This is a genomic window from Amorphoplanes friuliensis DSM 7358 (assembly GCF_000494755.1).
GTDB classification, from domain to species: domain Bacteria; phylum Actinomycetota; class Actinomycetes; order Mycobacteriales; family Micromonosporaceae; genus Actinoplanes; species Actinoplanes friuliensis.
Genome location: NC_022657.1, coordinates 7,654,830 through 7,678,352 on the forward strand (window position 1 = coordinate 7,654,830; position 23,523 = coordinate 7,678,352).

At 71.2% G+C, this 23,523-nt stretch carries 28 protein-coding genes and 1 pseudogene; 11 read left to right on the top strand and 18 right to left on the bottom strand.

The features are described from left to right. Positions 1-6: 6 nt before the first annotated feature. Entirely contained in the window at positions 7-1,578 is a 1,572-nt protein-coding gene (locus AFR_RS35240; protein WP_023561604.1) for an alpha/beta hydrolase, read from the top strand. Here AFR_RS35240 and AFR_RS35245 read toward each other — a convergent pair. Next, on the bottom strand, positions 1,529-1,984 hold the full coding sequence (locus AFR_RS35245) for a potassium channel family protein (RefSeq protein ID WP_041841381.1): 456 nt from the start codon (positions 1,982-1,984) through the stop codon (positions 1,529-1,531). The two genes, AFR_RS35240 and AFR_RS35245, sit on opposite strands and share 50 nt — an antisense overlap. 65 nt (positions 1,985-2,049) lie before the next feature. Here AFR_RS35245 and AFR_RS35250 point away from each other — a divergent pair, with 65 nt between their 5' ends. Continuing rightward, positions 2,050-2,526, top strand: a complete 477-nt coding sequence (locus tag AFR_RS35250) for a GNAT family N-acetyltransferase (RefSeq protein ID WP_023561606.1) — start codon at positions 2,050-2,052, stop codon at positions 2,524-2,526. A gap of 3 nt (positions 2,527-2,529) precedes the next feature. Here the strand turns inward: AFR_RS35250 and AFR_RS48855 are convergent, their stop codons facing one another. The 3 genes and pseudogenes from AFR_RS48855 to AFR_RS35260 form a co-directional block, all read right to left on the bottom strand. Then, on the bottom strand, positions 2,530-2,877 hold the full coding sequence (locus AFR_RS48855) for an FtsX-like permease family protein (RefSeq protein ID WP_438829954.1): 348 nt from the start codon (positions 2,875-2,877) through the stop codon (positions 2,530-2,532). Positions 2,878-3,756: 879 nt separating this feature from the next. Beyond that, positions 3,757-4,761, bottom strand: a pseudogene (locus AFR_RS48860) (FtsX-like permease family protein); the annotation flags it as partial. Next, positions 4,758-5,432 carry an ABC transporter ATP-binding protein gene (locus AFR_RS35260; RefSeq protein ID WP_023561608.1) on the bottom strand — a complete coding sequence of 225 codons (675 nt, stop codon included), beginning with the start codon at positions 5,430-5,432 and terminating at the stop codon, positions 4,758-4,760. The pseudogene AFR_RS48860 and the gene AFR_RS35260, both read right to left, overlap by 4 nt. 194 nt (positions 5,433-5,626) lie before the next feature. Between AFR_RS35260 and AFR_RS35265 the strand changes: the two genes are divergently transcribed. Then, a complete protein-coding gene (locus AFR_RS35265) occupies positions 5,627-6,868 on the top strand; it encodes a sensor histidine kinase (RefSeq protein WP_023561609.1) in 1,242 nt (413 codons plus the stop codon). Continuing rightward, the gene (locus AFR_RS35270; protein WP_023561610.1) at positions 6,865-7,533 is read left to right on the top strand and encodes a response regulator; all 669 of its coding nucleotides are present in this window, start codon (positions 6,865-6,867) and stop codon (positions 7,531-7,533) included. The genes AFR_RS35265 and AFR_RS35270 overlap by 4 nt, the downstream gene beginning before the upstream one ends. On the opposite strand, the gene AFR_RS35275 is transcribed toward AFR_RS35270, so the two are convergent. After that, positions 7,491-8,399, bottom strand: a complete 909-nt coding sequence (locus AFR_RS35275) for a LysR family transcriptional regulator (RefSeq protein WP_052359873.1) — start codon at positions 8,397-8,399, stop codon at positions 7,491-7,493. The genes AFR_RS35270 and AFR_RS35275 overlap by 43 nt on opposite strands. A 121-nt stretch (positions 8,400-8,520) precedes the next feature. On the opposite strand from AFR_RS35275, the gene AFR_RS35280 reads away from it, so the two are divergent. Together AFR_RS35280 and AFR_RS35285 are read left to right on the top strand one after the other, a co-directional pair. After that, positions 8,521-9,519, top strand: coding sequence for an NADP-dependent oxidoreductase (locus tag AFR_RS35280; RefSeq protein WP_023561612.1), 999 nt, complete (start codon positions 8,521-8,523; stop codon positions 9,517-9,519). Then, the gene (locus AFR_RS35285; RefSeq protein WP_023561613.1) at positions 9,516-9,923 is read left to right on the top strand and encodes a nuclear transport factor 2 family protein; all 408 of its coding nucleotides are present in this window, start codon (positions 9,516-9,518) and stop codon (positions 9,921-9,923) included. Before AFR_RS35280 ends, AFR_RS35285 begins: the two co-directional genes overlap by 4 nt. Positions 9,924-10,052: 129 nt before the next feature. Here AFR_RS35285 and ligD read toward each other — a convergent pair whose 3' ends face one another. The 3 genes from ligD to AFR_RS35300 all read right to left on the bottom strand — a co-directional run bounded on the left by ligD (position 10,053) and on the right by AFR_RS35300 (position 12,247). After that, a complete protein-coding gene (ligD, locus tag AFR_RS35290; protein WP_023561614.1) occupies positions 10,053-11,081 on the bottom strand; it encodes a non-homologous end-joining DNA ligase in 1,029 nt (342 codons plus the stop codon). A gap of 77 nt (positions 11,082-11,158) precedes the next feature. Then, a complete protein-coding gene (locus tag AFR_RS35295; RefSeq protein WP_158510591.1) occupies positions 11,159-11,674 on the bottom strand; it encodes an LPXTG cell wall anchor domain-containing protein in 516 nt (171 codons plus the stop codon). A 99-nt stretch (positions 11,675-11,773) separates the two neighbouring features. Continuing rightward, a complete protein-coding gene (locus tag AFR_RS35300; protein ID WP_023561616.1) occupies positions 11,774-12,247 on the bottom strand; it encodes a PH domain-containing protein in 474 nt (157 codons plus the stop codon). Positions 12,248-12,314: 67 nt separating this feature from the next. Here AFR_RS35300 and msrB point away from each other — a divergent pair, with 67 nt between their 5' ends. Continuing rightward, positions 12,315-12,719: a peptide-methionine (R)-S-oxide reductase MsrB gene (gene msrB, locus AFR_RS35305; RefSeq protein ID WP_023561617.1), complete on the top strand. Its 405-nt coding sequence runs from the start codon at positions 12,315-12,317 to the stop codon at positions 12,717-12,719. Here msrB and AFR_RS35310 read toward each other — a convergent pair. The 6 genes from AFR_RS35310 to AFR_RS35335 form a co-directional block, all read right to left on the bottom strand. Continuing rightward, positions 12,700-13,182 (bottom strand): dihydrofolate reductase, encoded by a 483-nt coding sequence (locus tag AFR_RS35310; protein WP_023561618.1) that lies wholly within the window; start codon positions 13,180-13,182, stop codon positions 12,700-12,702. The genes msrB and AFR_RS35310 overlap by 20 nt on opposite strands. Continuing rightward, the gene (locus AFR_RS35315; RefSeq protein WP_023561619.1) at positions 13,179-13,976 is read right to left on the bottom strand and encodes a thymidylate synthase; all 798 of its coding nucleotides are present in this window, start codon (positions 13,974-13,976) and stop codon (positions 13,179-13,181) included. The genes AFR_RS35310 and AFR_RS35315 overlap by 4 nt, the downstream gene beginning before the upstream one ends. Before the next feature lie 64 nt (positions 13,977-14,040). Next, entirely contained in the window at positions 14,041-14,295 is a 255-nt protein-coding gene (locus AFR_RS35320) for a hypothetical protein (RefSeq protein WP_023561620.1), read from the bottom strand. A 74-nt stretch (positions 14,296-14,369) separates the two neighbouring features. Further along, positions 14,370-14,585: a DUF397 domain-containing protein gene (locus AFR_RS35325; protein WP_023561621.1), complete on the bottom strand. Its 216-nt coding sequence runs from the start codon at positions 14,583-14,585 to the stop codon at positions 14,370-14,372. A 50-nt stretch (positions 14,586-14,635) separates the two neighbouring features. Further along, positions 14,636-15,241 carry an NAD(P)H:quinone oxidoreductase type IV gene (gene wrbA, locus AFR_RS35330; RefSeq protein ID WP_023561622.1) on the bottom strand — a complete coding sequence of 202 codons (606 nt, stop codon included), beginning with the start codon at positions 15,239-15,241 and terminating at the stop codon, positions 14,636-14,638. Between the two features lie 74 nt (positions 15,242-15,315). Continuing rightward, positions 15,316-15,591, bottom strand: coding sequence for an isoamylase early set domain-containing protein (locus AFR_RS35335; RefSeq protein ID WP_023561623.1), 276 nt, complete (start codon positions 15,589-15,591; stop codon positions 15,316-15,318). Positions 15,592-15,667: 76 nt separating this feature from the next. Here AFR_RS35335 and AFR_RS35340 point away from each other — a divergent pair, with 76 nt between their 5' ends. Next, positions 15,668-16,099, top strand: coding sequence for a GNAT family N-acetyltransferase (locus AFR_RS35340; RefSeq protein WP_023561624.1), 432 nt, complete (start codon positions 15,668-15,670; stop codon positions 16,097-16,099). On the opposite strand, the gene hemQ is transcribed toward AFR_RS35340, so the two are convergent. From hemQ to hemE, 3 genes are all read right to left on the bottom strand, one after another. Continuing rightward, the gene (hemQ, locus tag AFR_RS35345) at positions 16,096-16,803 is read right to left on the bottom strand and encodes a hydrogen peroxide-dependent heme synthase (protein ID WP_023561625.1); all 708 of its coding nucleotides are present in this window, start codon (positions 16,801-16,803) and stop codon (positions 16,096-16,098) included. The genes AFR_RS35340 and hemQ overlap by 4 nt on opposite strands. Continuing rightward, positions 16,800-18,194, bottom strand: coding sequence for a protoporphyrinogen oxidase (gene hemG / locus AFR_RS35350; RefSeq protein ID WP_023561626.1), 1,395 nt, complete (start codon positions 18,192-18,194; stop codon positions 16,800-16,802). Before hemG ends, hemQ begins: the two co-directional genes overlap by 4 nt. Before the next feature lie 66 nt (positions 18,195-18,260). Next, positions 18,261-19,289 (bottom strand): uroporphyrinogen decarboxylase, encoded by a 1,029-nt coding sequence (gene hemE, locus AFR_RS35355; RefSeq protein WP_338012105.1) that lies wholly within the window; start codon positions 19,287-19,289, stop codon positions 18,261-18,263. Positions 19,290-19,375: 86 nt separating this feature from the next. Here hemE and AFR_RS35360 point away from each other — a divergent pair, with 86 nt between their 5' ends. Beyond that, positions 19,376-19,948 (top strand): DUF3000 domain-containing protein, encoded by a 573-nt coding sequence (locus AFR_RS35360; RefSeq protein ID WP_023561628.1) that lies wholly within the window; start codon positions 19,376-19,378, stop codon positions 19,946-19,948. Here the strand turns inward: AFR_RS35360 and AFR_RS35365 are convergent. Continuing rightward, a complete protein-coding gene (locus tag AFR_RS35365) occupies positions 19,945-20,943 on the bottom strand; it encodes a S1C family serine protease (protein ID WP_023561629.1) in 999 nt (332 codons plus the stop codon). The genes AFR_RS35360 and AFR_RS35365 overlap by 4 nt on opposite strands. 166 nt (positions 20,944-21,109) lie before the next feature. Between AFR_RS35365 and AFR_RS35370 the strand changes: the two genes are divergently transcribed. Together AFR_RS35370 and AFR_RS35375 are read left to right on the top strand one after the other, a co-directional pair. Continuing rightward, on the top strand, positions 21,110-22,462 hold the full coding sequence (locus tag AFR_RS35370) for a ribonuclease D (protein ID WP_084298243.1): 1,353 nt from the start codon (positions 21,110-21,112) through the stop codon (positions 22,460-22,462). A 41-nt stretch (positions 22,463-22,503) separates the two neighbouring features. Continuing rightward, positions 22,504-23,406, top strand: coding sequence for a DUF1152 domain-containing protein (locus AFR_RS35375; protein ID WP_238547178.1), 903 nt, complete (start codon positions 22,504-22,506; stop codon positions 23,404-23,406). The last annotated feature ends 117 nt before the right edge of the window (positions 23,407-23,523 follow it).

Consider the following 23,523-nt stretch of genomic DNA (forward strand, 5'->3'; position numbering starts at 1 on the left):
CGCACTGTGCCGCGTACCCCCCGTCTGGTCCTGGCCGCACTGGTCGCCGCCGTTGTCGTGACCGCCGGTTGCACGCTGCCGGCTTTTGCGCCCGACGATTCCGACAGCGCCGCGCCGACCACGTCCGGCAGCAAGGCGCCCCCCGCGGTGCCGGGCACGCAGGCGCAGTGGACGCCCTGCCCGGAGGTCCCGCAGGACCTGGTCGGCCGGGGTGCGTCCGGCATGTCCTACGACTGCGCCTCGGTGGCCGTGCCGCGCGACTGGAACGCCCCGCAGAGCGGCGAGACGTACGACGTCGCCATGATCCGCATCCGCTCGCGCACCCAGCAGGACCGGATCGGCTCGCTGCTCATCAACCCCGGCGGTCCCGGCGGCTCGGGCATCGACACGTCCGTCTACCTCTCCTTCGGACAGGCGCTGGGTGGCCTGCCGACCGCGGTCACCGACAAGTTCGACATCGTCGGTTTCGACCCGCGGGGTGTCGGCCGGTCCAACCCCGTGAAATGCATCAGCAACGAGGACCAGGACGCGACGTTCGCCGCACCGCCCGACCCGGAGAGCGACGCGGAGTTCCAGGAGCTCGTCGCCCTCAACAAGCGGGTCGCCGAGGGCTGCGGCGCGAAGTACGGCGCCCAGCTGCCGCTCTTCTCGACCGAGCAGGCGGCGCACGACATGGACGCGATCCGCGCGGCTGTCGGTGATCCCAAGACGACCTACCTCGGCTTCTCGTACGGCACGCTGCTCGGCGCCACCTACGCGCAGCTCTTCCCCGACAAGGTCCGCGCCCTGGTGCTCGACGGCGCGATCAACCCGAAGCAGGACTTCATCGCCGGTTCGGAGTCGCAGGCCAAGGGCTTCGAGCGCGCCTTCACCAACTTCACCGCCTGGTGCAAGGCCAACGCCGGCAAGTGCCCGATCGCCCCCGACGGCCGCGGCGCGGTCACGGACGCCCTGGCCAAGGCGAAGGCCTCACCGGTCAAGGGCACCGACGGGCGCAGCGCCACCGCGGGCTGGATCTTCGTGGCCGTGATCTCCTCGCTCTACACCGAGTCGGGCTGGCAGCAGCTGGCCAAGGCCGTCGACGACCTCCAGGCCGGCGACGCCTCGGGCATCTTCGAGCTCGCCGACCAGTACGCCGACCGCAAGCCCGACGGCAGCTACTCCAACCTCTTCGACGCCAACCTCACGGTGAACTGCGCCGACACCGACGACGCGCCGACGGTCGAGCGGATCCGGCAGCTGCAGGGCGAGTGGCGCAAGAAGTACCCGCTGTTCGGGGCGACGCTGGCGGTCGGCATGCTGCCGTGCACGTTCTGGCCCGGCAAGAAGGACCCCTACCCCGTCGGTCCCGCGACCGGTTCGCCGCCGATCGTCGTGGTGGGCACGACCGGTGACCCCGCCACCCCGTACGAGAACACGGCCGAGCTGGCGAAGATGCTGGGCACCGGCCAGGTGCTGACCTGGGAGGGTGAGGGCCACACGGCGTACCCGAGCACGAAGTGCATCGTGGACGCGGTCGACGGTTATCTCATCGACCTGAAGGTTCCGCGGGTGGGGCTGCGCTGTCCTCCGCAGTGATGCCCTGACGGGCGGCCAGCTCCTCGAGCAGCCGGCGCACCTGCCGCAGGTTGTTCTTCAGCTCCTCCTGCTCGTCGTGCTGGAAGGCGTCGTGATCGACGATGAGCTTGCTGGCGAAGTGCGCCGTGATCAGCGGGACGACGATCAGCACCATCACGGAGATGAGCAGGGCCGCCATGAAGCGTCCCTGCACCGTCTCGGGTGAGATGTCGCCGTAACCGACCGTCGACGCGGTCACGACGGCCCACCAGAGGGCGTCGCCGTAGGACTCGTCCTCGAAGAAGTGGTAGAGCACGCTGCACGTCACGATGAGGATCAGATAGGAGAGGATCAGCGTCGGCGGCGAGTTGGCCAGCCACACCAGCCCGCGGTAGATCGCCCGGAACGGCGCAAGCAGCAATCGCATCGGGTCATCGTGCACCGGCGGCGCCACGCTGGGGCTCAGCCCGACGGGCGTGTCAGGATGGCCGGGTGGCCCAGGTGATCTTCCGAATCGCGACCCGCGCGGACGTACCCGCGATCCTCGACCTGCTGACGAACGACGAGATAGCGCGTTCCCGCGCCGGCGGCGGCTCCCCGGCGGCGACCTCCGAGGAGGTCGATGCGGCGGTCTGGGCGGCGTTCGAGCAGATCGACGCCGACCCCCGCAACGAGCTGATCGTGGCCGACGAGGACGGCGAGGTAGTCGGCACCTGCCAGCTGACCTTCACCCCGTCGCTGAGCCGCGGCGGCACGGACCGCATGACCATCGAGGCCGTCCGGGTCCGCACCGATCGCCGCGGTCGTGGTGTGGGCCGGGCGATGATGCTGTGGTCGCTGGGCCGGGCCCGCGAACGCGGCTGCCGCCTGGCCCAGCTGACCACGGACAAACGCCGCACCGACGCCCACCGCTTCTACTCGGCGCTGGGCTTCGAACCTTCGCACGAGGGCTTCAAGATGGCGCTCTGACCGTCACTCGGTGCGCAGCGCCACCGCCGTCCGGGTGCGGGCGGCCCAGCCCGCCGGCAGCAACGCCCCGAGCAGGGCTGTTGCCGGCCCGCCAAGGGCGAGCACGATGAGCAGCACCGGGCCGTAGACGTCGAGCAGCGTTTCGGGCACGTGCAGCCCGCCGCTCGCGGCCATCGCGGGCACGACCAGCCGCTGCATCACCACACCCACGGGTACGCCGAGCAGCCCGCCGGCCACGCCGATCCCCGCGACGGACGCGACCACCATGACGATGGTCTGCCGCGGTGTCATGCCCAGCGCCTTGTGGACGCCGAGATCGTGGACGCGGTCGCGCAGGTCGAGGATGAGCATGTTGAGCACACCGAGGGCGGCCACCGCGATGAGCAGCAGCGTCAGCGTCGCGGTCAGGCCCTGCACGACCACGAGCAGGGGATCGATCTCGCCGCCGTTCGGGTGCGCGGTCCAGCCCGCGGGGAGGACACCCGTCAGCGCCTCGGCGTAGGAGCCGGCGTCGGTGCCGTCGGTAAGCGCGATCCGGAACTCACCGGGGCTCAGGCCGGGCACGGTCGCGGCGCTGGTGAAGACCCCGGTGCCCGTCTCGAACACCTCGCCCACCACGCGCAGGGCGACCGGCCGGCCCGCCACCTGCACCGTGACGGTGTCCCCTACGCGAGCGCCGGCCGCCTTGAGGAAAGGTGCGCCCGCGACGGCCTCGCCGGGAGCCGCGAACCAGCGCCCGGACACCATCTCGAAGCCGTCCCACGACCCGTCGCCGGTCAACGCGTTGACGCTCAGCGGGTCGGCAAAACCCGCGACCGAGCCCGGTGCCTGGCCGATCCCGTACGCGGCCCGCGTGCCGTCCCGCGCCTCGATCGCGGCGAGAACTCCTGGGCCGCCGTTGCCCTCGACCATGACGTCCGCGGTGTTCTGCTCGGAGGCGGTCTGGATGCGTACCAGGGACGTGCCGAGACCGGTGGCGAACGTGACTGCGGCCGTACCGGAAGCGACTGCGAGCAGGATCGCCGCGGTCCGCAAGGGGCGGGCGAAGGGCCGGGCCAGGCCGAGCCCGACCGGGCGGGAGACCGGGAGGCGGGCCGCGAGCCGGGCCGCCCACCGGCCGCGGGCGGGGCCGGAAGCGCGCCCGACCGCGATGGCGTCCACGGTGCGCAGCCGGCCCGCTCGCAGCGCGGCGGCCCAGGCGGTCACCGCGACGACGGCCAGGACACCACCGGCGGCCAGGGCCGTCACCCACCAGGCGATCGTCGTGTTGGCAGAGCCGTAGACCTCCTCGGTCTCGGCCAGCACCGGCAGCGCGATCAGGTTGCCGACGACCATTCCGGCGACAGCTCCGACGGCGGCCGGGAGCAGGGCCTGGGCGACGTAGGCGCGGACGATCCCGGCCGGGGTGCACCCGAGGGCCTTGAGGACACCGATGCGGCGGGTGGCGGCCCCGACCGTCCCGGCGATCACCGTGCCCACCACCAGCACCGCCATCACGATGCCGAGCAGCGCAAACGCGACCAGGAACGGCACGAACACGGCCGCGTCCTCCACCGCGCGCTGCCGCACGTCGAGCCAGGAACGGGCGGCGGTCACCGCACCCGCCGGCAGCGTCGCGGCCACAGCGGCACGACCGGCGTCGACCTCGGCCGGCGTGCTCGCGGCCCCGAAGCGGTAGAGCATCTGGTAGCCATCCGGTGGGCCGAGCTGCGCGGACGGCAGCACCCAGGCGGCCGCGGTGGCACTGACCGACCTCGCCGTGCCGACTACGGTGAAGACGGTCCCCCCGGCCGTGGTCATCTGCACACCGACCGGCATCCGCAGCGCCCCGCCACCGAGCACGATCTCGGTGGGCCCGGCCGGCCAGCGCCCGGCGGCCAGCTCGACCCGATCCACGGGCCCGCCCGGATCCGCGCGGACCACCACGGTCAGCGACAGCTCGCCCCTGAAATCCAGACCCATGACCGGGTACGGGCCGGAAGCAGCCGCCACACCCGGAGCGGAGGCAGAGGCCGTGAGCTGCGCTTCCGTGACCCGATCCGGGTCCGCCTGCACGGTCAGATGCGCCCCCCGCTGCGCCGAGAACGCGTCGTCGAACGGCGCCCGCGAAGCCACCAGCAGCCCGGCCCCCAGTACCGACGCGGTCACCGCCGCCGCCGCGACCAGGCCGATCACCACGGTCTGCACGCGCCGGCGCCGGACACCGGACCGGATCACCCGGCCCAGGCCGCTCATCGGTCGGACTCCACACGACCGTCACGCATGCCGATCGTCCGCGTCGCGCACGCCTGCGCCAGCCGCAGATCGTGGGTGACGAGCACGATCGTCTGGCCACCGGCGTGCAGATCGGTGAGCAGCCGCCGCACCTCCTCACCGGACGCCGTGTCCAGCGCACCCGTCGGCTCGTCGGCCAGCAGCAACGCCGGCCGGTTGATCAGAGACCTTGCGACGGCGACCCGCTGCCGTTCACCACCCGACAACCTCCCCGGGTACGCGTCCGCGTGCCGGGCGATCCCGAGGGAGTCCAGCAGCCGGGTCGCGTTCTCCCGGGCACCACGCTTCGGGGCGCCGGCGAGGTGAGCGGGCAGCAGCACGTTCTCCAGCACGGTGAGGTCGTCGAGCAGGTTGAAGAACTGGAAGACCAGCCCCACGTGCGCCCGGCGGAAGCGGGCCGAGGCCGCCTCGCCGAGCGTCTCCACCCGCGTACCGGCGACGGTGACCGTGCCCTCGCTCGGCCGGTCCAGACCGGCGACCAGGTTGAGCAGCGTCGACTTGCCGCTGCCGGACGGCCCGAGCACGGCCACGGACTCGCCCGCCGCCACGGTCAGCGACACGTCGTGCAGCGCTGGCGGCCCCTCGTCGTAGCGGCGTGTCACCCCGCGTAGTTCGATAACCGGGTCGGTCATGAGGTGCTCCTTCGTCGTGGGCATCCGGTGGACGCTGTGACGCTAGGAGCGGACCGTCGTCGTCCGCGTCCGTCCGGCGGAGCACCGGGCGTACCGTCGTGGGTGGACACTCGATCGGCGTCATCCTTGCGATGTAGTCGCCGTGCACACTGCGACGGATGTCCCCGGGTGCGTACGCCAGCAAGAATGAGCCGGTGAACCTGATCGAGGCGGTGGGACCGCTGCCCCGGCCACGCTGGCGGGCCCTGGTGCTCGACGGCGCGCTGGCGGTCGCGCTCGGGCTCGCCTGCTTCCAGGCCGCGACGGACGACTCGAATTTCCCGGAGCCGGTGCCACCGTTCGGTGTGTTGCCGCACCCGCCGCCGCCACCGATGCCGGCCGAGCCCGGCTCGGAACTCGGGGCGTTGCTGCTCGTCTTCGTCCTGTGCGCCCCCCTGATCCTGCGCCGCCGCTACCCGCTCGCGGTCCTGTGGACGATCATGGTCGCCGCGCCGCTGGTCCTGATGACGGACAGCACCATCCAGCCGAACATCTACCCGTGCGTGATCCTGGCCGGCCTCGTCGCCGTCTACAGCGCCGCCGCCCACAGCCCGTACCGCCTGCTCGTGCTGGCGACGGTCCCGGCGCTCGCGGTGCTGGTCACCGTCCTGCGCCAGCTGACGCTGCTCGAGGTGACCCGGAACTACCTGCCGTTCGTGCTGCTGGCCCCGCTGGTCGCCGCCGCCGGCGGCCACCACGTGTGGCGCCTGCGCGCCGGCGCGGACCGCCACCGCCTCGCTGCCGAGACCCACGCCCAGGAGGAGGCCCTCCGCGACGCGGTTGCCGGGGAACGCGCCCGCATCGCCCGCGAGCTTCACGACGTCGTCACCCACCACGTCAGCGTCATGGTCATCCAGGCGGGCGCGGCCCGCGCGGTCCTCGCCGCCGCCCCGGACGAGTCCCGCGAGGCCCTGCTGGCCGTCGAATCCACCGGCCGGTCCGCTCTCACCGAGCTCCGCCACGTGATGGGCCTGCTCTCCGATCCGGCACCGGACAGCCCGGTGGACCCCCAACCCGGCATCGAAAGCCTTCCCGCCCTGGTGGCGCGCATGCATGACGCCGGCGTGGCGGTTCAGCTGACCGTCCTCGGCGGGCCGGTCCCGGTTCCGTCCGGCATCGGCCTGACCGCCTACCGCGTGGTCCAGGAAGCCCTGACCAACATGGTCCGCCACGCCCCCGGCGCCGCCGCCACGGTCACCGTCGAATATCAGCCGGAAGCCCTCCGCATCGAGGTCCTCAACACCGAGCCGATCCTCCCGGCCCCGCCCCGCACCACGGGCGGCCGCGGCCTCCTCGGCCTCCGCGAACGCCTGACGATCTACGGCGGCACCCTCCGTGCCGAGCCCCGCCCCGCCGGCTACCGCGTCGAAGCCCTCATCCCCCTGGAGCCGGCATGACCGTCCGCGTTGTTGTCGCCGACGACCAGTCCCTGGTCCGCACCGGGTTCCGCATGATCCTCACCGCCGGCGGCGTCGACGTCGTCGCCGAGGCCGCCACCGGCGCCGAAGCCATCGACGCGGTCCGCCGCACCCGCCCCGACGTTGTGCTCATGGACGTCCGCATGCCCGAGCTCGACGGCCTGGAAGCGACCCGCCGCATCCTCACGGGAGCGGCAGCGGCCCCCCGCATCATCATCCTGACCACCTTCGACCTGGACCAGTACGTCTACGCCGCCCTCGCCGCCGGTGCCAGCGGCTTCCTCCTCAAGGACGTCACCCCGGAACACCTGGTCGCCGCCGTCCTCATGGTCCAGAACGGCGACGCCCTCCTGGCCCCGGCCATCACCCGCCGCCTGGTCCAGCGCTTCGCCCGCCGCGACCCGGAAACAGCGACTCTGCACCGCGACCTGGCCACGCTCACGCCCCGCGAAACCGAGGTCCTCCGCCTGCTGGCCCGAGGCCTCAGCAACGCCGAACTGGCCGCGACCCTCCACCTCTCCGAAGCCACCGTGAAAACCCACGTGGCCCGCATCCTGGCCAAACTCAACCTCCGCGACCGCGTCCAGGCCGTGGTCGTGGCCTACGAGACAGGCCTGGTCACCCCGACCACCCCAGACCCCTGACCGGGTGCCAGGGAGGCCTTGGCCGCCGACCGGAAACTCCTGATCATCGGATTCGGGTCGCGCTTGCGGCTGACCACGACGACCCGGCTCGCGGGAGCACCTTCGATCGGGACGGTGACCAGGTCGGGACGCAGGGAACTGCGCAGATCACCGGCCGGTAGCACGGCGATCGCCCGGCCGCTCGCGACCAGCTCGAGCTTGTCCTCGTAGCTCTCCGCCGGCGGCACAGCGGGCCCGAGCAGCTGGTAGGAGGTCCAGTCCGCGGTCTCGAAAGCGCAGGGTGCCGCCTGCTCTCCGGCCAGTTCCTCCGAGGTCACCGACGCACGGCCGGCCCAGGGATGACCGCGCGGGACCACGAGCATCCGGGGCTCCTCGTACAGCGGGGTGGTGAGCACCTCATCGGCGGCCAGCGGCAGCGGGGCCCGCCCGATCAGGGCGTCGACGTGCCTGTCGGACAGTGCTCCCACGTCTCGGCAGCTCAGGTGCCGGGTGGTGATCTCGGCGTGCGGGTGGCGGCGGCGCAGTTCCCGGACCGCGGCGGTGATCACGAGGTCCTCGACGTAGCCGATGGTGATCCGCTCGGTCCCGGCCTGGTCGCGCACGGCCAGCTCGGCCTGCCGGGCAGCCTGCAGCAGGGCCTGGGCCCGGGGAAGGAACGCCTGGCCGGCCGGAGTGAGCCGGGTGCCCTGGGGCACGCGGTCCAGCAGTCGTGCGCCGAGATGTTTCTCGAGCCGCTGGATCTGGCGGCTCAGCGCCGGCTGGGCGACGTGCAGGTCGGCGGCGGCCCGGCCGAAGTGCTGGTGCGCCGCGACCGCCGTGAAGTAGCGCACCAGCCGCAGATCCAGGTCCTGCCCGAGATCGTTCACCCGGCCCAGCGTACGCGTCATGTCTTTTCGGAATGATCGGTTGCCGAACCGGTCTTGGACGGTCGTGCCGTCCCGGGCCTTCACTGAAGGAGCAACGTTTCCCCGAGAAAGCGCAGGCGTGATGAAGGCGATCCAGTTCCACGAAGCCGGCGGGCCGGAAGTTCTCCAGTACGAAGAGGTGCCGGTGCCCGAGCTCGGACCGGGCGAGGTCCTCGTCCGGGTGCACGCGGCGGGCATCAACCCGCCGGACTGGTACCTGCGCGAAGGTCTGAAGGTCATGCCGGCCGAGATGAGGCCGCCGCTGGAATTCCCCCTGACTCCCGGAACGGACATGTCAGGTGTGGTCGAGGCGGTAGCCCCGGACGTGGCGGAGTTCGCCGTCGGCGACGAGGTCTTCGGCATGCTGCGGTTCCCTGGCTTCGACGGCCGGACGTACGCCGAGCACGTGGCCGCACCGGCGTCGGACCTGGCTCACAAACCCGCCGGTCTCGACCCCGTACAGGCGGCCGGGGCACCGATGGCCGTGCTCACGGCCTGGCAGTACCTGATCGATCTCGGCCACGACGTGCCGTCCCCGTTCACCGGCCAGGTGCACCAGCCGGTGCCGATCACACCGGAGATGACCGTGCTGGTCAACGGCGCCGCCGGCGGAGTGGGCCACTTCGCGGTGCAACTGGCGAAGTGGAAGGGCGCGCACGTGATCGCGGTCGCCTCGGGCCGCCATGAGCAGTTCCTGCGCAAGCTCGGCGCCGACCAGTTCATCGACTACACCACAACACGCGCCGCGGACGTGGTCAGCGGGGTCGACCTCGTGATCGACACGGTCGGCGGCCCGGACAGCTCACGCTTCCTGACCGTACTCAAGCGCGGCGGCACGATGCTCCCGGTGTTCTTCGCCCAGTACGACCCGGAAGAGACCGAGCGTCTGGGCATCTCGGTCTCCAACATCCAGGTGCGATCCAACGGCCCCCAGCTCGCCGAGATCGGGCGCCTCTTCGACGAGGGCAAGCTCCAGACCGGGGTGGACAGCACCTACCCGCTCTCCGAGGCCGCCGCCGCACACACACGAGCCGCCCAGGGCCACATCCAGGGCAAGATCGTGCTGACGGTGACCCCATGATCGCCGAACTGCAGCAGGCGGTGGCGACCTACGCCCACGCCCTGGACGAGCTCGACGTGCCCGCCCTGGAAGCGATCCTGACCGAGGACACCACCTGGACCTTCACGGTGCCCGGCCAAGGAGTGCTCGGCCCTGTCACCGGCCGCACGGCGGTGCTCGCCTTCGTCCGCGAAGGGCACGCAGCCCAGACCGGAAAGGTCCGGCACCACCTGAGCAACGTCGTGGTCAAGACATCAAACCCCGACAACGCCCAGGTACGCGCCTACCTGATGCAAACGCGGAACACCGGCGAGACCGTGCAGGTGATCTCGACCGGCGCCTACACATTCGAACTGCGCCGATCCGCCACCGGATGGCAGATCGCCGACCTCACCCTGGCCCTGGACAACCTCCCGCTGCCGTGACGCACGGCCGCTCAGCCGCATCGTCCGGGCCTTCCGTCGGCTCGGGGGCGGGGATGACCCACGGAAGGATCAAGCCTGACCGCCTGGAGTGGGTCATCCCCGCCCCCGAGCCCCACCCCGAAAACCACGTCACTTCTTGCGGTCGCGGTCCTTGGAAGGCTGCACCCGCTTCGGCTCCCCCGGCATCTTGGGGTGGTCCGGCGGATAGGGCAGATCGCCCAGCCCGCCGGCAGCGTCGCGATCGGACCATTCCAGCAGCGGCGCCAAGTCGTAGGCCACGTCGTCGATGGCCGCGTGCGGATCACCGATGGCGGCGAAGCGGGGCGGGACGGTACGCAGGTCAAAATCGTCCGGCTCGACCGAAGTGAGCTCGTCCCAGGTCACCGGCGTGGAGACGGTCGCGCGGGCGTTGGCACGCAGGGAGTACGCACAAGCGATCGTCCGGTCGCGCGCCATCTGGTTGTAGTCCAGGAAGACCTTTTCGCCGCGCTCCTCCTTCCACCACGCCGTGGTGATGTGGGTGGGGTTGCGGCGTTCGACCTCGCGGGCCAGCGCGATCGCGGCGCGGCGGACGTCGACGAACGAGTGGTCCGCGGCGATGCGGACGTAGACGTGGACGCCGCGGCCGCCGGAGGTTTTCGGGTAGCCGGTCCAGCCCAGGTCGTTCAGGACCTCTCGGACCACTCCCGCGGTCGCCACCACGTCGCCGAAATCGGTGCCCGGCTGGGGGTCGAGGTCGATGCGGAGTTCGTCGGGGTTGTCGGCGGCGCCGGCGCGGACGGGCCACGGGTGGAAGACCACTGTGCCCATCTGGGCGGCCCAGGCCACGTGGGCCAGGTCGGCGGGGCACAACTCGTCGGCGGTGCGGCCGCTCGGAAAGGTGATGGTCTCGGTGGTGATCCACGGTGGGACGCCGCGGGCGCCGATGCGTTTCTGGAAGAACATTTCCCCGTCGATGCCGTCGGGGAAGCGCTGGAGGGTCGTGGGGCGGCGGGAGAGGGCCCGCATGATGCCGTCGCCGACCGCGAGGTAGTACTCGAAGACGTCCCGCTTCGTGTATCCGGGGCCGGGGAAGACGACCTTGTCGGGGCTGCTCAGGCGTACCGGATGACCGGCGATCTCGAGCTCGACGGCGGGTGACTTGGCAGATGGGGCCATGGGTCGACCTTAGGGCAGGTGCGGCGAAGGCCGCCCCCGGAAAGATCCGGGAACGGCCTTCGGTGGTGCTTTTCGGGTCAGGCGCTGCGACGACGCCGGGTGATGAGGATGGCAGCCGCACCGGCGGCGACCATGAGGCCACCGATTCCCATGGTGATGCCCATCGGGGCACCGGTCAGCGGGAGGGTGCCGCCCGCGCTGACGCCGCCCGGGGTGCTGGCCGACGGGGTGACCGCCGGGCTCTCGCCGCCCGGCGGCACGGTGTCGACGCTGGCGGTCGGCGTTGTCGGGGTCACCGACGGGGACGGCGTGGGGCTCTCGCCGCCGTAGCCGGGCCCACCGCGGGTCGGGGTGTCGGTCACATCGTCCGTGGCGGTGTCGCCAGGAGCCTCGTCGTCGTCGCCGTACGCGTAGTCGCACTTCTCGCCGCGCGGCACCTCCGAACACGGCGTTGCCATCACAGCGGGCTGCTTGGCGCGGGCGGCGGACTCGTCGCCCGTCGCAGCGGCAGGGGACCCCGAGAGGGCCAGTGCGGCGAGGACGGTGACGCCGGCCGCGGGAATTCCAGCGGCCAACCGGCGCGTCAAACTCATGAAGGGCATCCGTTCTGTTGCGGTAAGTCCGTCTTGGTCCGGAGGGAGTTTAGCGGCTTATGCCCGAAATCGCAGCATCGGCACTCCCGACGGTTCATTTCAGCTCGGAACGCCACCGAAGCGATGACTCCGCCACAAGTGCGACAGAGCGAACATCTTGAGCTCGAACTGCGGGTCCGAGGCAAAAAGTTCCCCACTGTACGGAGCGCTGAGCTGCACACTCGCGCCCGACTCGAGGTAGACGGAGACCACCGTGCGGGCGCCCCGGCGTTCGGCGCGCAGGTCCACGACCTCACTCCACGGCTCGACACCCTCACCGAAGGGCGTCACCGTACGGATGCCGCGGGCGTCGACACGCGTACCGACCCGGGGACGCACGAGGGCGCCGACGAGCACACCGGCGAGGGGTGGTCCGAAGGCGAGCAGCGGCCAGGCCCAGTGCGGTGGTGCGGACGGCGTCAGACTCAGCGCCACCACGGTGACGAGCAGCGCCACCACCGCGGTGAGAACGCCGAGGTACAAACCGCGGCCGAGGGCCTGCTGCCAGGTGGGGCTGAATCGCGCTGCGTCCATAGCTGCTCAACGGCTCCGGGGCCGGACGGACGGCGCACTGGCGGTGCGCCGACGTACCTTTGGTGGCATGGCAACCGACAAGACCACCCTGCCCACCACCGAAGAAGAGTGGCGGGTCCGCCTGAGCCCCGACGAGTTCCGGGTGCTGCGCCAGGGCGCCACCGAGCCGGCCTGGCGCGGCGAGTACGTCGACACCAAGACCGAGGGCACGTACGAGTGCCGCGCCTGTGGTGCCGCGCTCTACCCCAGTGACACGAAGTTCGACTCGCACTGCGGCTGGCCGTCGTTCGACGACGCCATCCCGGGAGCGATCAAGGAGATCGAGGACCGCAGCCTCGGCATGGTCCGCACCGAGATCCAGTGCGCCCGGTGCGGCAGCCACCTCGGCCACGTCTTCAAGGGCGAGATGATGACGGCGAAGAACACGCGGCACTGCGTGAACAGCCTGTCGATCAAGCTCGACCCGAAGTGAGGTCCTCCACCACGTAATGCACGCCGGTGTCCGACGTCAGGTCGGCACCGGCGGTGACCTGCCACTCCGGCCCGAGACGCGGCGCGAAGGTGTCTCCCTCGACGGCCAGGTCGATCCGGGTCCGCACGATGTGGGTGGCGAGCGGCAGGAACGCGGTGTAGACCGCCCCGCCGCCCATGACCCAGAAGTCGTCGTGGACCTTCAGCAGGTCGTTGATCGAGCCGAAGACCTCCGCGCCCGCCGCCGACCAGCTGGACTGCCGGGTCAGGACGACGTTACGCCGGCCCGGCAGCGGCCGGAAACGCTCCGGCAGCGAGTCCCAGGTGGTCCGGCCCATGACCACGGTCGAGCCCAGGGTGCGCTCGCGGAAGATCTTCTGCTCCCCCGGCACGTTCCAGGGAATCCCACCCTCCGCGCCGATCACACCACCCGCGGCCTCAGCCCAGATCAGGTGGATCGTCATACGGCGACCGGTGCCCGCAGAGCCGGGTGATGCTCATAACCAACAACCTTGAAGTCCTCGTACGCGTAGTCGAAGAGCGAGTCCGCCGGGGCGATCTCCAGCTGCGGGAACGCGTACGCGGGCCGGCTGAGCTGCTCTTTGACCTGCTCGACGTGGTTCGAGTAGATGTGGCAGTCGCCGCCGACCCAGATGAAGTCGCCGGGGACCAGGCCGACCTGGGCCGCGATCAGCTGGGTGAGCAGCGCGTAGCTGGCGATGTTGAACGGCACGCCGAGGAACATGTCCGCGCTGCGCTGGTAGAGCTGGCAGGAGAGCTTGCCGTCGGCGACGTAGAACTGAAACATCGCGTGGCACGGCATGAGCGCCATCTCCGGCAGCTGGGAGACGTTCCAGGCGGAGACGATCATCCGGCGCGAGTCGGGGTTCTGGCGGAGCGTCGTCAGCAGCTCGGTGATCTGGTCGACGTGACCACCGTCGGGCCTGGGCCAGGAACGCCACTGCTTGCCGTAGACCGGGCCGAGGTCACCGTTCTTGTCGGCCCACTCGTCCCAGATGGTCACACCGCGCTCGCGGAGCCACTGGGTGTTGCTGTCGCCGCGCAGGAACCAGAGCAGCTCGACCGCGAGGGACTTGAAGTGCACCCGCTTCGTGGTGATCAGCGGGAAGCCCTGCGACAGGTCGTAGCGCAGGCGTTCACCGAAGAGGCTGACCGTGCCGGTGCCGGTGCGGTCCGCCTTCGGGATGCCGGTCTCGAGAACCCGGCGCAGCAGATCTTCGTACTGGGTGTCGACCATGGCCGCCACGCTAGCGCCTCCGGGCGCCCGGAGCCCTCAAGGCCCCGGGCGTCGCCGGTCACAGCTAGTGCGCCCAGGACTCGCTCATCGCGGAGATCTGCTGGTTGAGCTGCTGGAGGTCACGGTTCGGCTCTTCCTTCTGCTTCGCGGGGTCGACCGCGGAGAAGCCGAGCTGACCGCCGAGCTGCTGCCACCGGGCGAACAGGATCGTGTCGATCAGGACGTCCTTGACGTCCTCGTGGGCGGCTTCGAGCTCCTTCACGGCAGCCTCGTAGCGCTCCACCTTTTTCAGCAGGTCAGAACTCTCGTGAATGGTCATACGGGCAGGCTACCCAGAAATGAACCTTTTTCAGGTTGATATCCGGAAAGACCGTCACGCCCCATTTCGACACGCTACAGGTCGAACTCGCCGTCCTTGGCGCCGCCGACAAAGGCGTCCCATTCGGCCGGGGTGAAGAACAGCACGTCACCGTCGGGGCGCAGACCGTCCCGCACCGCGACTCCCCCGCCGTCGAGCAGAGCAACCTCGACGGCGGCGGCGCCGGCCTTCTCGGAAGCGGCACTGCGTCGCCACACGGCGTTGGTCAGGTCAGCATCGAACTTTTTCACGCGCCCAGTCTGCCAACGCAGCCGTCCGAGGGAAACACCCCATCGATGGACTAATCGCGGAGCCGGCCACCGATCTTGATGATGCGCTGGGCCAGGTGGTCGAGCGCCGCGTTCTGAACCTCGGTCAGCGGGGCGTCGTTGTTACCCCCGGTCACGTGCGAGACACCGTACGGGTTGCCGTCGGCGAACTTGAGCGGGTCGGTGTAGCCGGGCGCCGCCACCACGCCACCCCAGTGGTGGATCGTGTTGTACAGCGCGAGCAGCGTCGACTCCTGGCCGCCGTGCGCGGTCATCGTCGCGGTGAAGCCCGCGTACGCCTTGTCGGCGAGCAGACCCTGCTGCCACTGCGGGCCGAGGGTGTCCATGAACTGCTTGAGCTGGCTGGCGACGTTGCCGTACCGGGTCGGGGTCCCGAAGAGCACCGCGTCCGCCCAGACGACGTCGTCAGCCGTGGCCTTGGGCTCGTTCTTGGTCTTGTCGAAGTGCTGACTCCACGCCGCGTTCGACGCGATGGCCTCCGGCGGCGCGAGCTCCCCCACCTGGCGGACCCGCACCTCGGCGCCGGCCTTCTCACCGGCCTGCGAGAGCCGCTCCGCCATGCTGTGGATCGTGCCCGTCGACGAGTAGTAGATGATCGCCAGTTTCACGGCAGCCACGAGGACCCCTTCCGTAGTTGGTTGTTACGTCAACTATTCAGGGGTTGCCTGCCCGCGCGCAGGCGAACGAAACTTCAGAGGACCAATTCACTGCCCTGCGGGCCGACCGCGTCCGCGTGCTCGTCGTCGAGCCAGACACCGTCGCTGGCGAGATACCGGAAGCGGTAGTGGCCCGGATCGAGCCTCAGCGTCACAGTGCGCATGCCGTCCCGGCGCACCTTGAGCTCGTGCAGTCCCGGTTCCCAGTCGTTGAACGTGCCGACCACGCTCACCGACCCGTCGGGAGCGTCTTTCGGCAGGCAGAAGGTCACCCTGGTCTTGTTGCCGAAGAGCTTGCTCCGCTTGATCATTTTCCCCTCCAGAGTGCCCGGCTCCTCTCTCACCAACGCCCGGGGGTGCGATCGGTGACGCCCTAAAATCCGATTCATGCAACCGGAGACCCATGTCGCGGCCTTCCGCGACCTCGACGTCAGCACCCTGTACGCGATCATGAAGCTGCGCGTCGATGTTTTTGTCGTCGAGCAGAAGTGCCCCTACCCCGAGCTGGACGGGCGCGACGACGAGCCCGGCACCCGCCACGTGTGGCTGGCCCGGGGCGACGAGATCCTGGCCTACCTGCGGATCCTCGACGACAACGGCACTCCGCGGATCGGCCGCGTGGTGACGGCGCCGGACGCACGCAAGGGCGGCCACGCGAGCAGGCTCATGGAGCACGCGCTGACGGTGATCGGATCTCGGCCCAGCACGCTCGAGGCCCAGGCGCACCTGACCGGCTTCTACAGCCGTTTCGGGTACGCCGAGGCCGGGCCCGGGTACCTGGAGGACGGCATCCCCCACGTACCCATGAAGCGGGCTTAAGGGAGCGTGGCGACGAGCTCGGTGACCGACCGACGGCGGCCCGTGTAGAACGGCACTTCCTCACGGACGTGCCGGCGGGCCGTCGAGGCGCGCAGGTCACGCATCAGGTCGACGATGCGGTGCAGCTCGTCGGCCTCGAACGCGAGCATCCACTCGTAGTCGCCGAGCGCGAACGAAGCAACGGTGTTGGCCCGCACGTCGGGGTAGCCGCGCGCCATCTTGCCGTGCTCGGCCAGCATGAAACGCCGCTCCTCGTCGGGGAGCAGGTACCACTCGTACGACCGCACGAACGGGTAGACGCAGATGTACGGGCGCGCCTCCTCACCGGCCAGGAACGCGGGCAGGTGGCTCTTGTTGAACTCGGCGGGCCGGTGCAGTGCCATCTGCGACCACACGGGCTCGAGGTGCCGGCCCAGGGCTGTACGCCGGAACAGCCCGTAGGCCTCCTGCAGCGCGTCCGGCGACTCGGAGTGCCACCAGACCAGGATGTCGGCGTCGGCGCGCAGGCCGGACACGTCGTAGGTGCCACGGACGACGACGTCCTTGCCGAGCAGCTGCTCGAACAGCGCGTCGACCTCGCTCGCCAGGTCCTCACGCAGGGCGGGGAGCGGCGAGGCGACCTTGAAGACCGACCACATCGTGTAGCGGATCGTCGCGTTCAGCTCCTTGACCCGCGCGGCGTTGGTCTGCGGCTGGTCGGTCATCGCTCCTCCAAGTATTTCAAGACGTCGTCGGCGGCCTTCTCGCCGCTGGCTACACAGGCTGGGATGCCGACGCCGTCGAAGGCGGCGCCGGCCAGGGAGAGGCCGGGGCTGGTGGCGAGTGCGGCCCGGGCCAGCGCGACCCGGTCGAGGTGACCGGGTGCGTACTGCGGGAGCCCACCGCCCCAGCGCTGCACCCAGGACGCGACCGGTGGCGGCAACGCGTCACCGAGCAGTTTGCCCAGCTCGGCGTGAGCGGTCGCGGCGAGCACGGTGTCGTCGTGCTGCAACCGCTCCTCCTCGCCGACGCGCCCGAGCGACGCCCGGATGATCACCGGCCCGCCCTCGCGGTGCAGGTGGGACCACTTGTGCGTGAAGAACGTCGCCGCCTTGACCAGCGTGCCCTCGGTCGGCGGCACCAGAAATCCCGACAGGTCGGGCAGCGGTGTGCCCGGAGGCAGCGCAAACGCGGCCAGCGCGACGCTGGCGTAATCGAGCTCCTCGATCTCGGCGGCCGCGGACAGGTCGAGGCCGGAGATCAGCCGGGACGCCGGGCGCGCGGGCACGGCGAGCACCACGGCGTCGACGTCGTCGGTCTGCGGCTCCCACACCGGGCCGATCAGCAGCCGCCACCCGTGCGAGGTCCGGGCCAGCTCGCGGACGGCAGGCCGAGGCTGAGCCGGGCGCCGCGGCCCCGCGGCGGCGGCGACCAGGCGGCCCATCCCGCCGGCGACCGCGCCGAAGATCGGTCGCCCCGGCACCCGCACGGACGCGGCCTGAGCAGCGCGGACAGCGCCGGCCAGGGTGTGCTCGGTGCGGGCGGTGCGGGCCAGCGCGGGCATGGTGGTCGCCAGGGACAGCCGGTCGGCGCGGCCCGCGTAGACACCGCCGAGCATCGGATCGACGAGCCGGTCGGCCACCTCGTCGCCGTACCGGGCCCGGACCAGCGCGCCCACGGCGATGTCGGCGCCGGGCGCGAGCAGCGGGCGGCCCTCGTCGCGGTCGGCGTCCGCCGCCGGTCGCGCCACTGCCCCCAAGGACGTCAGATCACCGGGTACGCCCACCAGCGTGCCCTTCGGCACCGGCTCGAGGCGCCCGGCGATGGCCAGCGCCGCCGGCACAGCGGCCGGGTGCACGAGGGAGTCGCCGAGGCCGACCCGGCGGACGAAGCGCACAGCTGCGGACTCACCACCGTCCGGGCCACCGATCAGGAACGACTCGGCGCCCCGCTCGACGACGGTGCCGGCCAGCTCACCGGTGCGCAGTTTGCCGCCGAGACGGCCCGACTGCTCGTACACGATGATCTCGGTGTCGGCGGGGGCGCGGTCCCGGATCCGTACGGCGGCAGCGAGCCCGGCGATTCCGCCACCCACGACCGCAACACGCTTCCGCACACTTGTCACCCTGTCAGGTCGCGGCCCTCGACGGCCACCGGGGTACTTCGATGTGACAACTCGTGCCTACAGGGTGTGGATCAGCTCGACCAGGCGGGTGAGGACCTCGGGGTCGGTCTCCGGCATGACACCGTGACCGAGGTTGAAGACGTGCCCGGGCGCGGCGCGGCCCTCGGCGACGACCCGGCGGGCCTCGCGCTCGACGACCTCCCAGGGCGCGAAGAGGATCGCGGGGTCGAGGTTGCCCTGCACCGACCTGTCCGGCCCGATGACGGTCGTGGCCCGGTCCAGCGGGGTGCGCCAGTCGACACCGACCACGTCGGCGCCGGCCTCCCCCATGGCCTGGAGCAGCACACCCGTACCGACCCCGAAGTGGATCCGCGGGACACCCGCATCCTGGAGACCGCTCAGCACGCGGGCGGAGTGCGGCAGGACGAACCGGCGGTAGTCCGCCTCGGACAGCGCGCCGGCCCACGAGTCGAAGAGCTGGACCGCACTGACACCCGCGCCGACCTGCACCCGCAGGAACGCCAGCGTGATGTCGGCCAGCTTGCCGCACAGCTCGTTCCAGAGGTCCGGGTCGCCGTACATCATGGCTTTGGTCTTCAGGTACGTCCGGGACGGGCCGCCCTCGATGAGATAGCTGGCCAGCGTGAACGGCGCACCCGCGAACCCGATCAGCGGCGTCGCGCCGAGCTCCGGCACCAGCAGGCGCACGGCCTCGTCGACGTACGACACGTCACCCGGCTCCAGCGTCCCCAGCGCGGCGACGTCGGCGGCCGTACGGATCGGCTCGGCGACGACCGGGCCCGTGCCGGGCACGATGTCCAGGTCGACACCCGCGGCGGCCAGCGGCACCACGATGTCGCTGAACAGGATGGCCGCGTCGACGCCGTGGCGGCGTACCGGCTGGAGGGTGATCTCGGTGACCAGGTCGGGACGGCGGCAGGACTCGAGCATCCCGACGCCTTCGCGGATCTTGCGATATTCGGGCAGGGACCGGCCCGCCTGCCGCATGAACCAGACGGGCGTGTGCGGCACTGACCGGCCGCGGCAGGCCCGGACGAACACCGAATCCTGGAGAGTCGTGGTCACTTGCGACATCGTGCCACGTGAGTGAACGAGGCTGTGCGGCGCGCCGCGCAAGGGAGGATCGCGGTGATCGGCATAGGCTTCGTCCCATGGCGCCCACGTCCGTTGCACCCGAGGCGTTCACCCGCGCCGTCGCCGGGCTCCGGGCTGCTGCGCCGCGCGAGGAGATCCTGCTCGAGGAGATCGCCGCGCCGCAGCGGCTCGCCCCGTGGGGGTTCGCGCTGAGCGCGACCGTCCTGCGCGACGGTGACGAGGTGGCGAGCGGCCGGCTGATCCTGCTCCACGACCCCGACGGGCACGACGCCTGGCAGGGCAACCTGCGGCTGGTCACCCTGATCACGGCCGAGCTGGAGTCCGACATGGCCGGCGACCCGCTGCTGCCCGCGGTCGCCTGGACCTGGCTCAGCGACGGCCTGGACCAGCACGCGGCGGCCTACACCGCGATCGGCGGCACGATCACCCAGACCACGTCGACCCGCTTCGGCGAGCTCGCCGGTCCGGCGCCGACCGCCGACCTGGAGATCCGCGCCTCGTGGACGCCGACCTCCGACGACCTCGGCGCCCACCTCCAGGGCTGGTGCACGATGCTCGCCTCGACCGCGGGCCTTCCGCCCCCGGGCGTGACATCTCTCAACAACCGCCAGCGGGCGGACGCGAACTAACAGACCTTGAAGGCGTCACAAGCGGTCTTGATCGGTACGGCGATACCGATGCCCTCGGCGTCACGGGCTTTTGCGGTGGCGAGTCCGATGACCTCGTCCTCGCTGTTCACCACGGGTCCGCCGGAGTTGCCCGGGTTGATCGGCGCGTCGAACTGGATCGACGGGCCCTCGGCGTCGTCGGGCCGGTAGGCGCTGACAACACCCGTCGTCACGGTGTCCTCGAGGCCGAGCGGCGCGCCGACGACCACCACCTGCTGGCCCGGCTTGACCGTGGCGGGGGCGGTGTCGAGCCCGGCGATCTTGCGGTTGGCGCGGAGCAGCGCCAGATCCTTGTTCTTGCTGACCTTGACGATGGTCGCGGACAGCTCGTCCTTGCCACGCTCGAGGAAGACCTTGCGGTTACCGGACTCCCACACCGACTCGACCACGTGGTAGTTCGTCAGCAGGTTCGCCTGGCCGTCCGCCGCCTTGTCGCCGACCGAGAACGCCGTACCGGTGAAGTTGCCGGCCCGGACCCGGAAGACGCTCGGGAGCACGGTCTGTGAGATCGCCTCGGGGTCGAAGACCGCGGCGAGCTGCTTCTCCAGCCGGTCGGCCCGATCCGCGAGCTGATCCTGGCGGCCGATCGCCGCCGTGAGCTGTTCGGTGCTGGTCACGAGGCGGTGGTCGACCCGGTCCAGGCGCCAGGCCTGCCAGCCGGCGACCAGCAGCAGCACGATGACCAGCAGAATTGTCATCAGCCGGCTCCGGCCGCGGCCGTTGAGGACAGCAGGCTCGCTCGACGGTTCGGCGACCACCGGATAGGGCGCGGCGCCCGTGGGCGACGGCAGGTACGGCCCGGGGGCACGGCGGGCCGGGCGCGGATGCCCTATCCGCGGGACGGCACGCGGCGCGGTGGCCCACTCACCCGAGGGGTGGTCGGGCAGGCTGAGCAGCGGATCCTGCGGTGCCCGGCGCGGGCCCGGCACCCCGAAGGGGTCGTAGGCAGTCGTCATGCGGCACGGGCCTCCCGGGTGTCGACGCTCCGGCCGGTAGTACGGACGAAAAGGGGTCCGCGGACGGGCCTCGGGCAGCTTTCTTCAAAGAGTCGAGTGGATCGAGGCCCGACGCGCCGGGACCCGGCTGCGCACCAGGGGGGCGGTACCCCCGTACGGTTACGTGGTGACCGACGAAGCACCCCTGCGCCGTCGGGACGCGCCGGACCAAGCAGGGGACGGACCGCACGCCGTGCCGCCCGACCCGATGTCTGGCGGTCCCGAGCCCGAGCCTGCCCGCACGTCCGTTCCCCTCACGGCGCCCCGGGACGGCACTCCGAGGCCGGTGGAGACCGCCGCTGAGCTGGCCGAAGTTGTCGCGCGCATGGCCGCCGGCACCGGCCCCGTGGCCGTCGACGCGGAACGCGCGTCCGGCTACCGCTACACCCAGAAGGCCTATCTGGTGCAGCTGCGCCGGGCCGGTTCGGGCACCGTCCTGATCGATCCGATGCCCCTGGACGACCTGAGCACGCTCGACGAGGCGCTGGCGAACACCGAGTGGGTGCTGCACGCCGCGAGCCAGGACCTGGCCTGCCTGGCCGAGATCGGCATGAAGCCGCGCAAGCTCTTCGACACCGAGCTCGCCGCCCGACTGGCCGGTTTCGAGCGTGTCGGCCTGGCCGCGCTGACCGAGCAGCTGCTCGGCTATTCGCTGGAGAAGCACCACTCGGCGGCCGACTGGTCGACCCGCCCGCTGCCGGAGTCCTGGCTGACGTACGCCGCCCTGGACGTCGAGATGCTCACCGACCTGCGCGACCTGCTCGCCGCGGAGCTCGACCGGCAGGGCAAGTCCGCCTGGGCCGCCGAGGAGTTCGAGGCCCTCGTGGCCAGCGCCGACCGTCCGCCCCGCACCCGCCCCGACCCGTGGCGCCGCACGTCGGGAATACACCGAGTCCGTGGTGCCCGCGCTCAGTCCCGCGTCCGCGCCCTCTGGTACGCCCGCGACGGCGTGGCGTCCCGCCGCGACTCGGCGCCGGGTCGTGTCCTGCCCGACTCGGCGATCATCGCGGCGGCCGAGCTGGACCCCAAGGACGAACGCACCCTGCTCGGCCTGCCCGGCTTCGGTGGCCGCTCGGTCCGCCGCCTGGCCCGGGTCTGGCTCGACGCGCTCGACGCCGCCCGCGCCCTGCCCGACGACGAGCTGCCGGTGAACGTGCCGGTGGAGGGCCCGCCGCCCCCGCACCGCTGGGCGGAACGCGACCCGATCGCCGCCGCGAGGTTGCAGCGCTGCCGCCAGGTGGTCATCAGCACCGCGGAGGCGCACACCCTGCCGCCGGAAAACCTGATCAGCCCGGACTTCATCCGCCGGCTGGCCTGGTCCCCGCCGGAGGAGGTCACCCCGCAGGCCGTGGCGGACACCCTCCTCGGCTTCGGCGCACGCAACTGGCAGGTCGTCCTGCTCGCCGACAACATCGCCAAGGCCCTGCCCGAGGTGCAGCCCGACGCCCAGCCCGAGACTCCGGCCGACCCGGCAGATTGATCAAGCCGCCGCTCTTCACCGCGCTCGAGGGAGCCCGGTCGGTGCTCCTCGCGGGCGCCGGTGGCGGTTTCGACATATATGCCGGGTTACCGCTGGCGTTCGCCCTGCGCGACGCCGGCGTGGATGTCCACCTGGCCAACCTGTCCTTCACCCAGCTGGGCCTGCTCGACCTCGAAGCCTGGCTCGACCCGGACCTGGCGCTGATCATGCCGGACACCCGCGGACCCGACGACTACTTCCCCGAGCGGACCCTCGCGCGGTGGCTCGCGGCCCACGACATGCCGCCGGCCGTGCACGCCTTCCCGCGGACCGGCGTCCAGCCGCTCCGCGCGGCCTACCAAAACCTGATCACCCGGTACGCCGTGGACGCGATCGTGCTGGTCGACGGTGGCACGGACATCCTGATGCGCGGTGACGAGGCCGGGCTGGGCACGCCGGAGGAGGACATGGCGAGCCTGGGCGCCGTGGCCGGACTCGACGTGCCGACCCGGCTGGTGACCTGCCTCGGCTTCGGCATCGACGCGTACCACGGCGTCAACCACGTCCAGGTGCTGGAAAATCTCGCCACGCTGGACCGCGACGGCGCCTACCTGGGTGCTCTGTCCATCCCCGGCCACGGCCGGGAGGCGGCGCTCTACCGCGACGCGGTCGCCGACGCCCAGGCCACGACCCCGATGCGGCCGAGCATCGTGCAGGGCCAGATCGCCGCGGCCACCCGCGGCGCCAGCGGCAACGAGCAGTTCACGACCCGCACGGCGGACAGCACGCTCTTCGTCAACCCGCTGATGGCCGTCTACTTCACCGTCGACCTCCCGGCCCTGGCCCGCCACAACCTCTACCTCGACCGCCTCGAGGACACCGTCGGCATGCGCCAGATCAGCACCCGCATCGAGAGGTTCCGAGCCGGGATCACCCCCCGGCTGGCGCGCACCTACCCGCACTGACCAGCCACAACGGGTCTGCCATGCACGCAGCCGGCAATCGGCGGGAGCGACGGTCAGAACCATGCAACCAGGTGCGACATCCTGAATTTGATCGTCTTCTCACTTACGGTCGAGGTG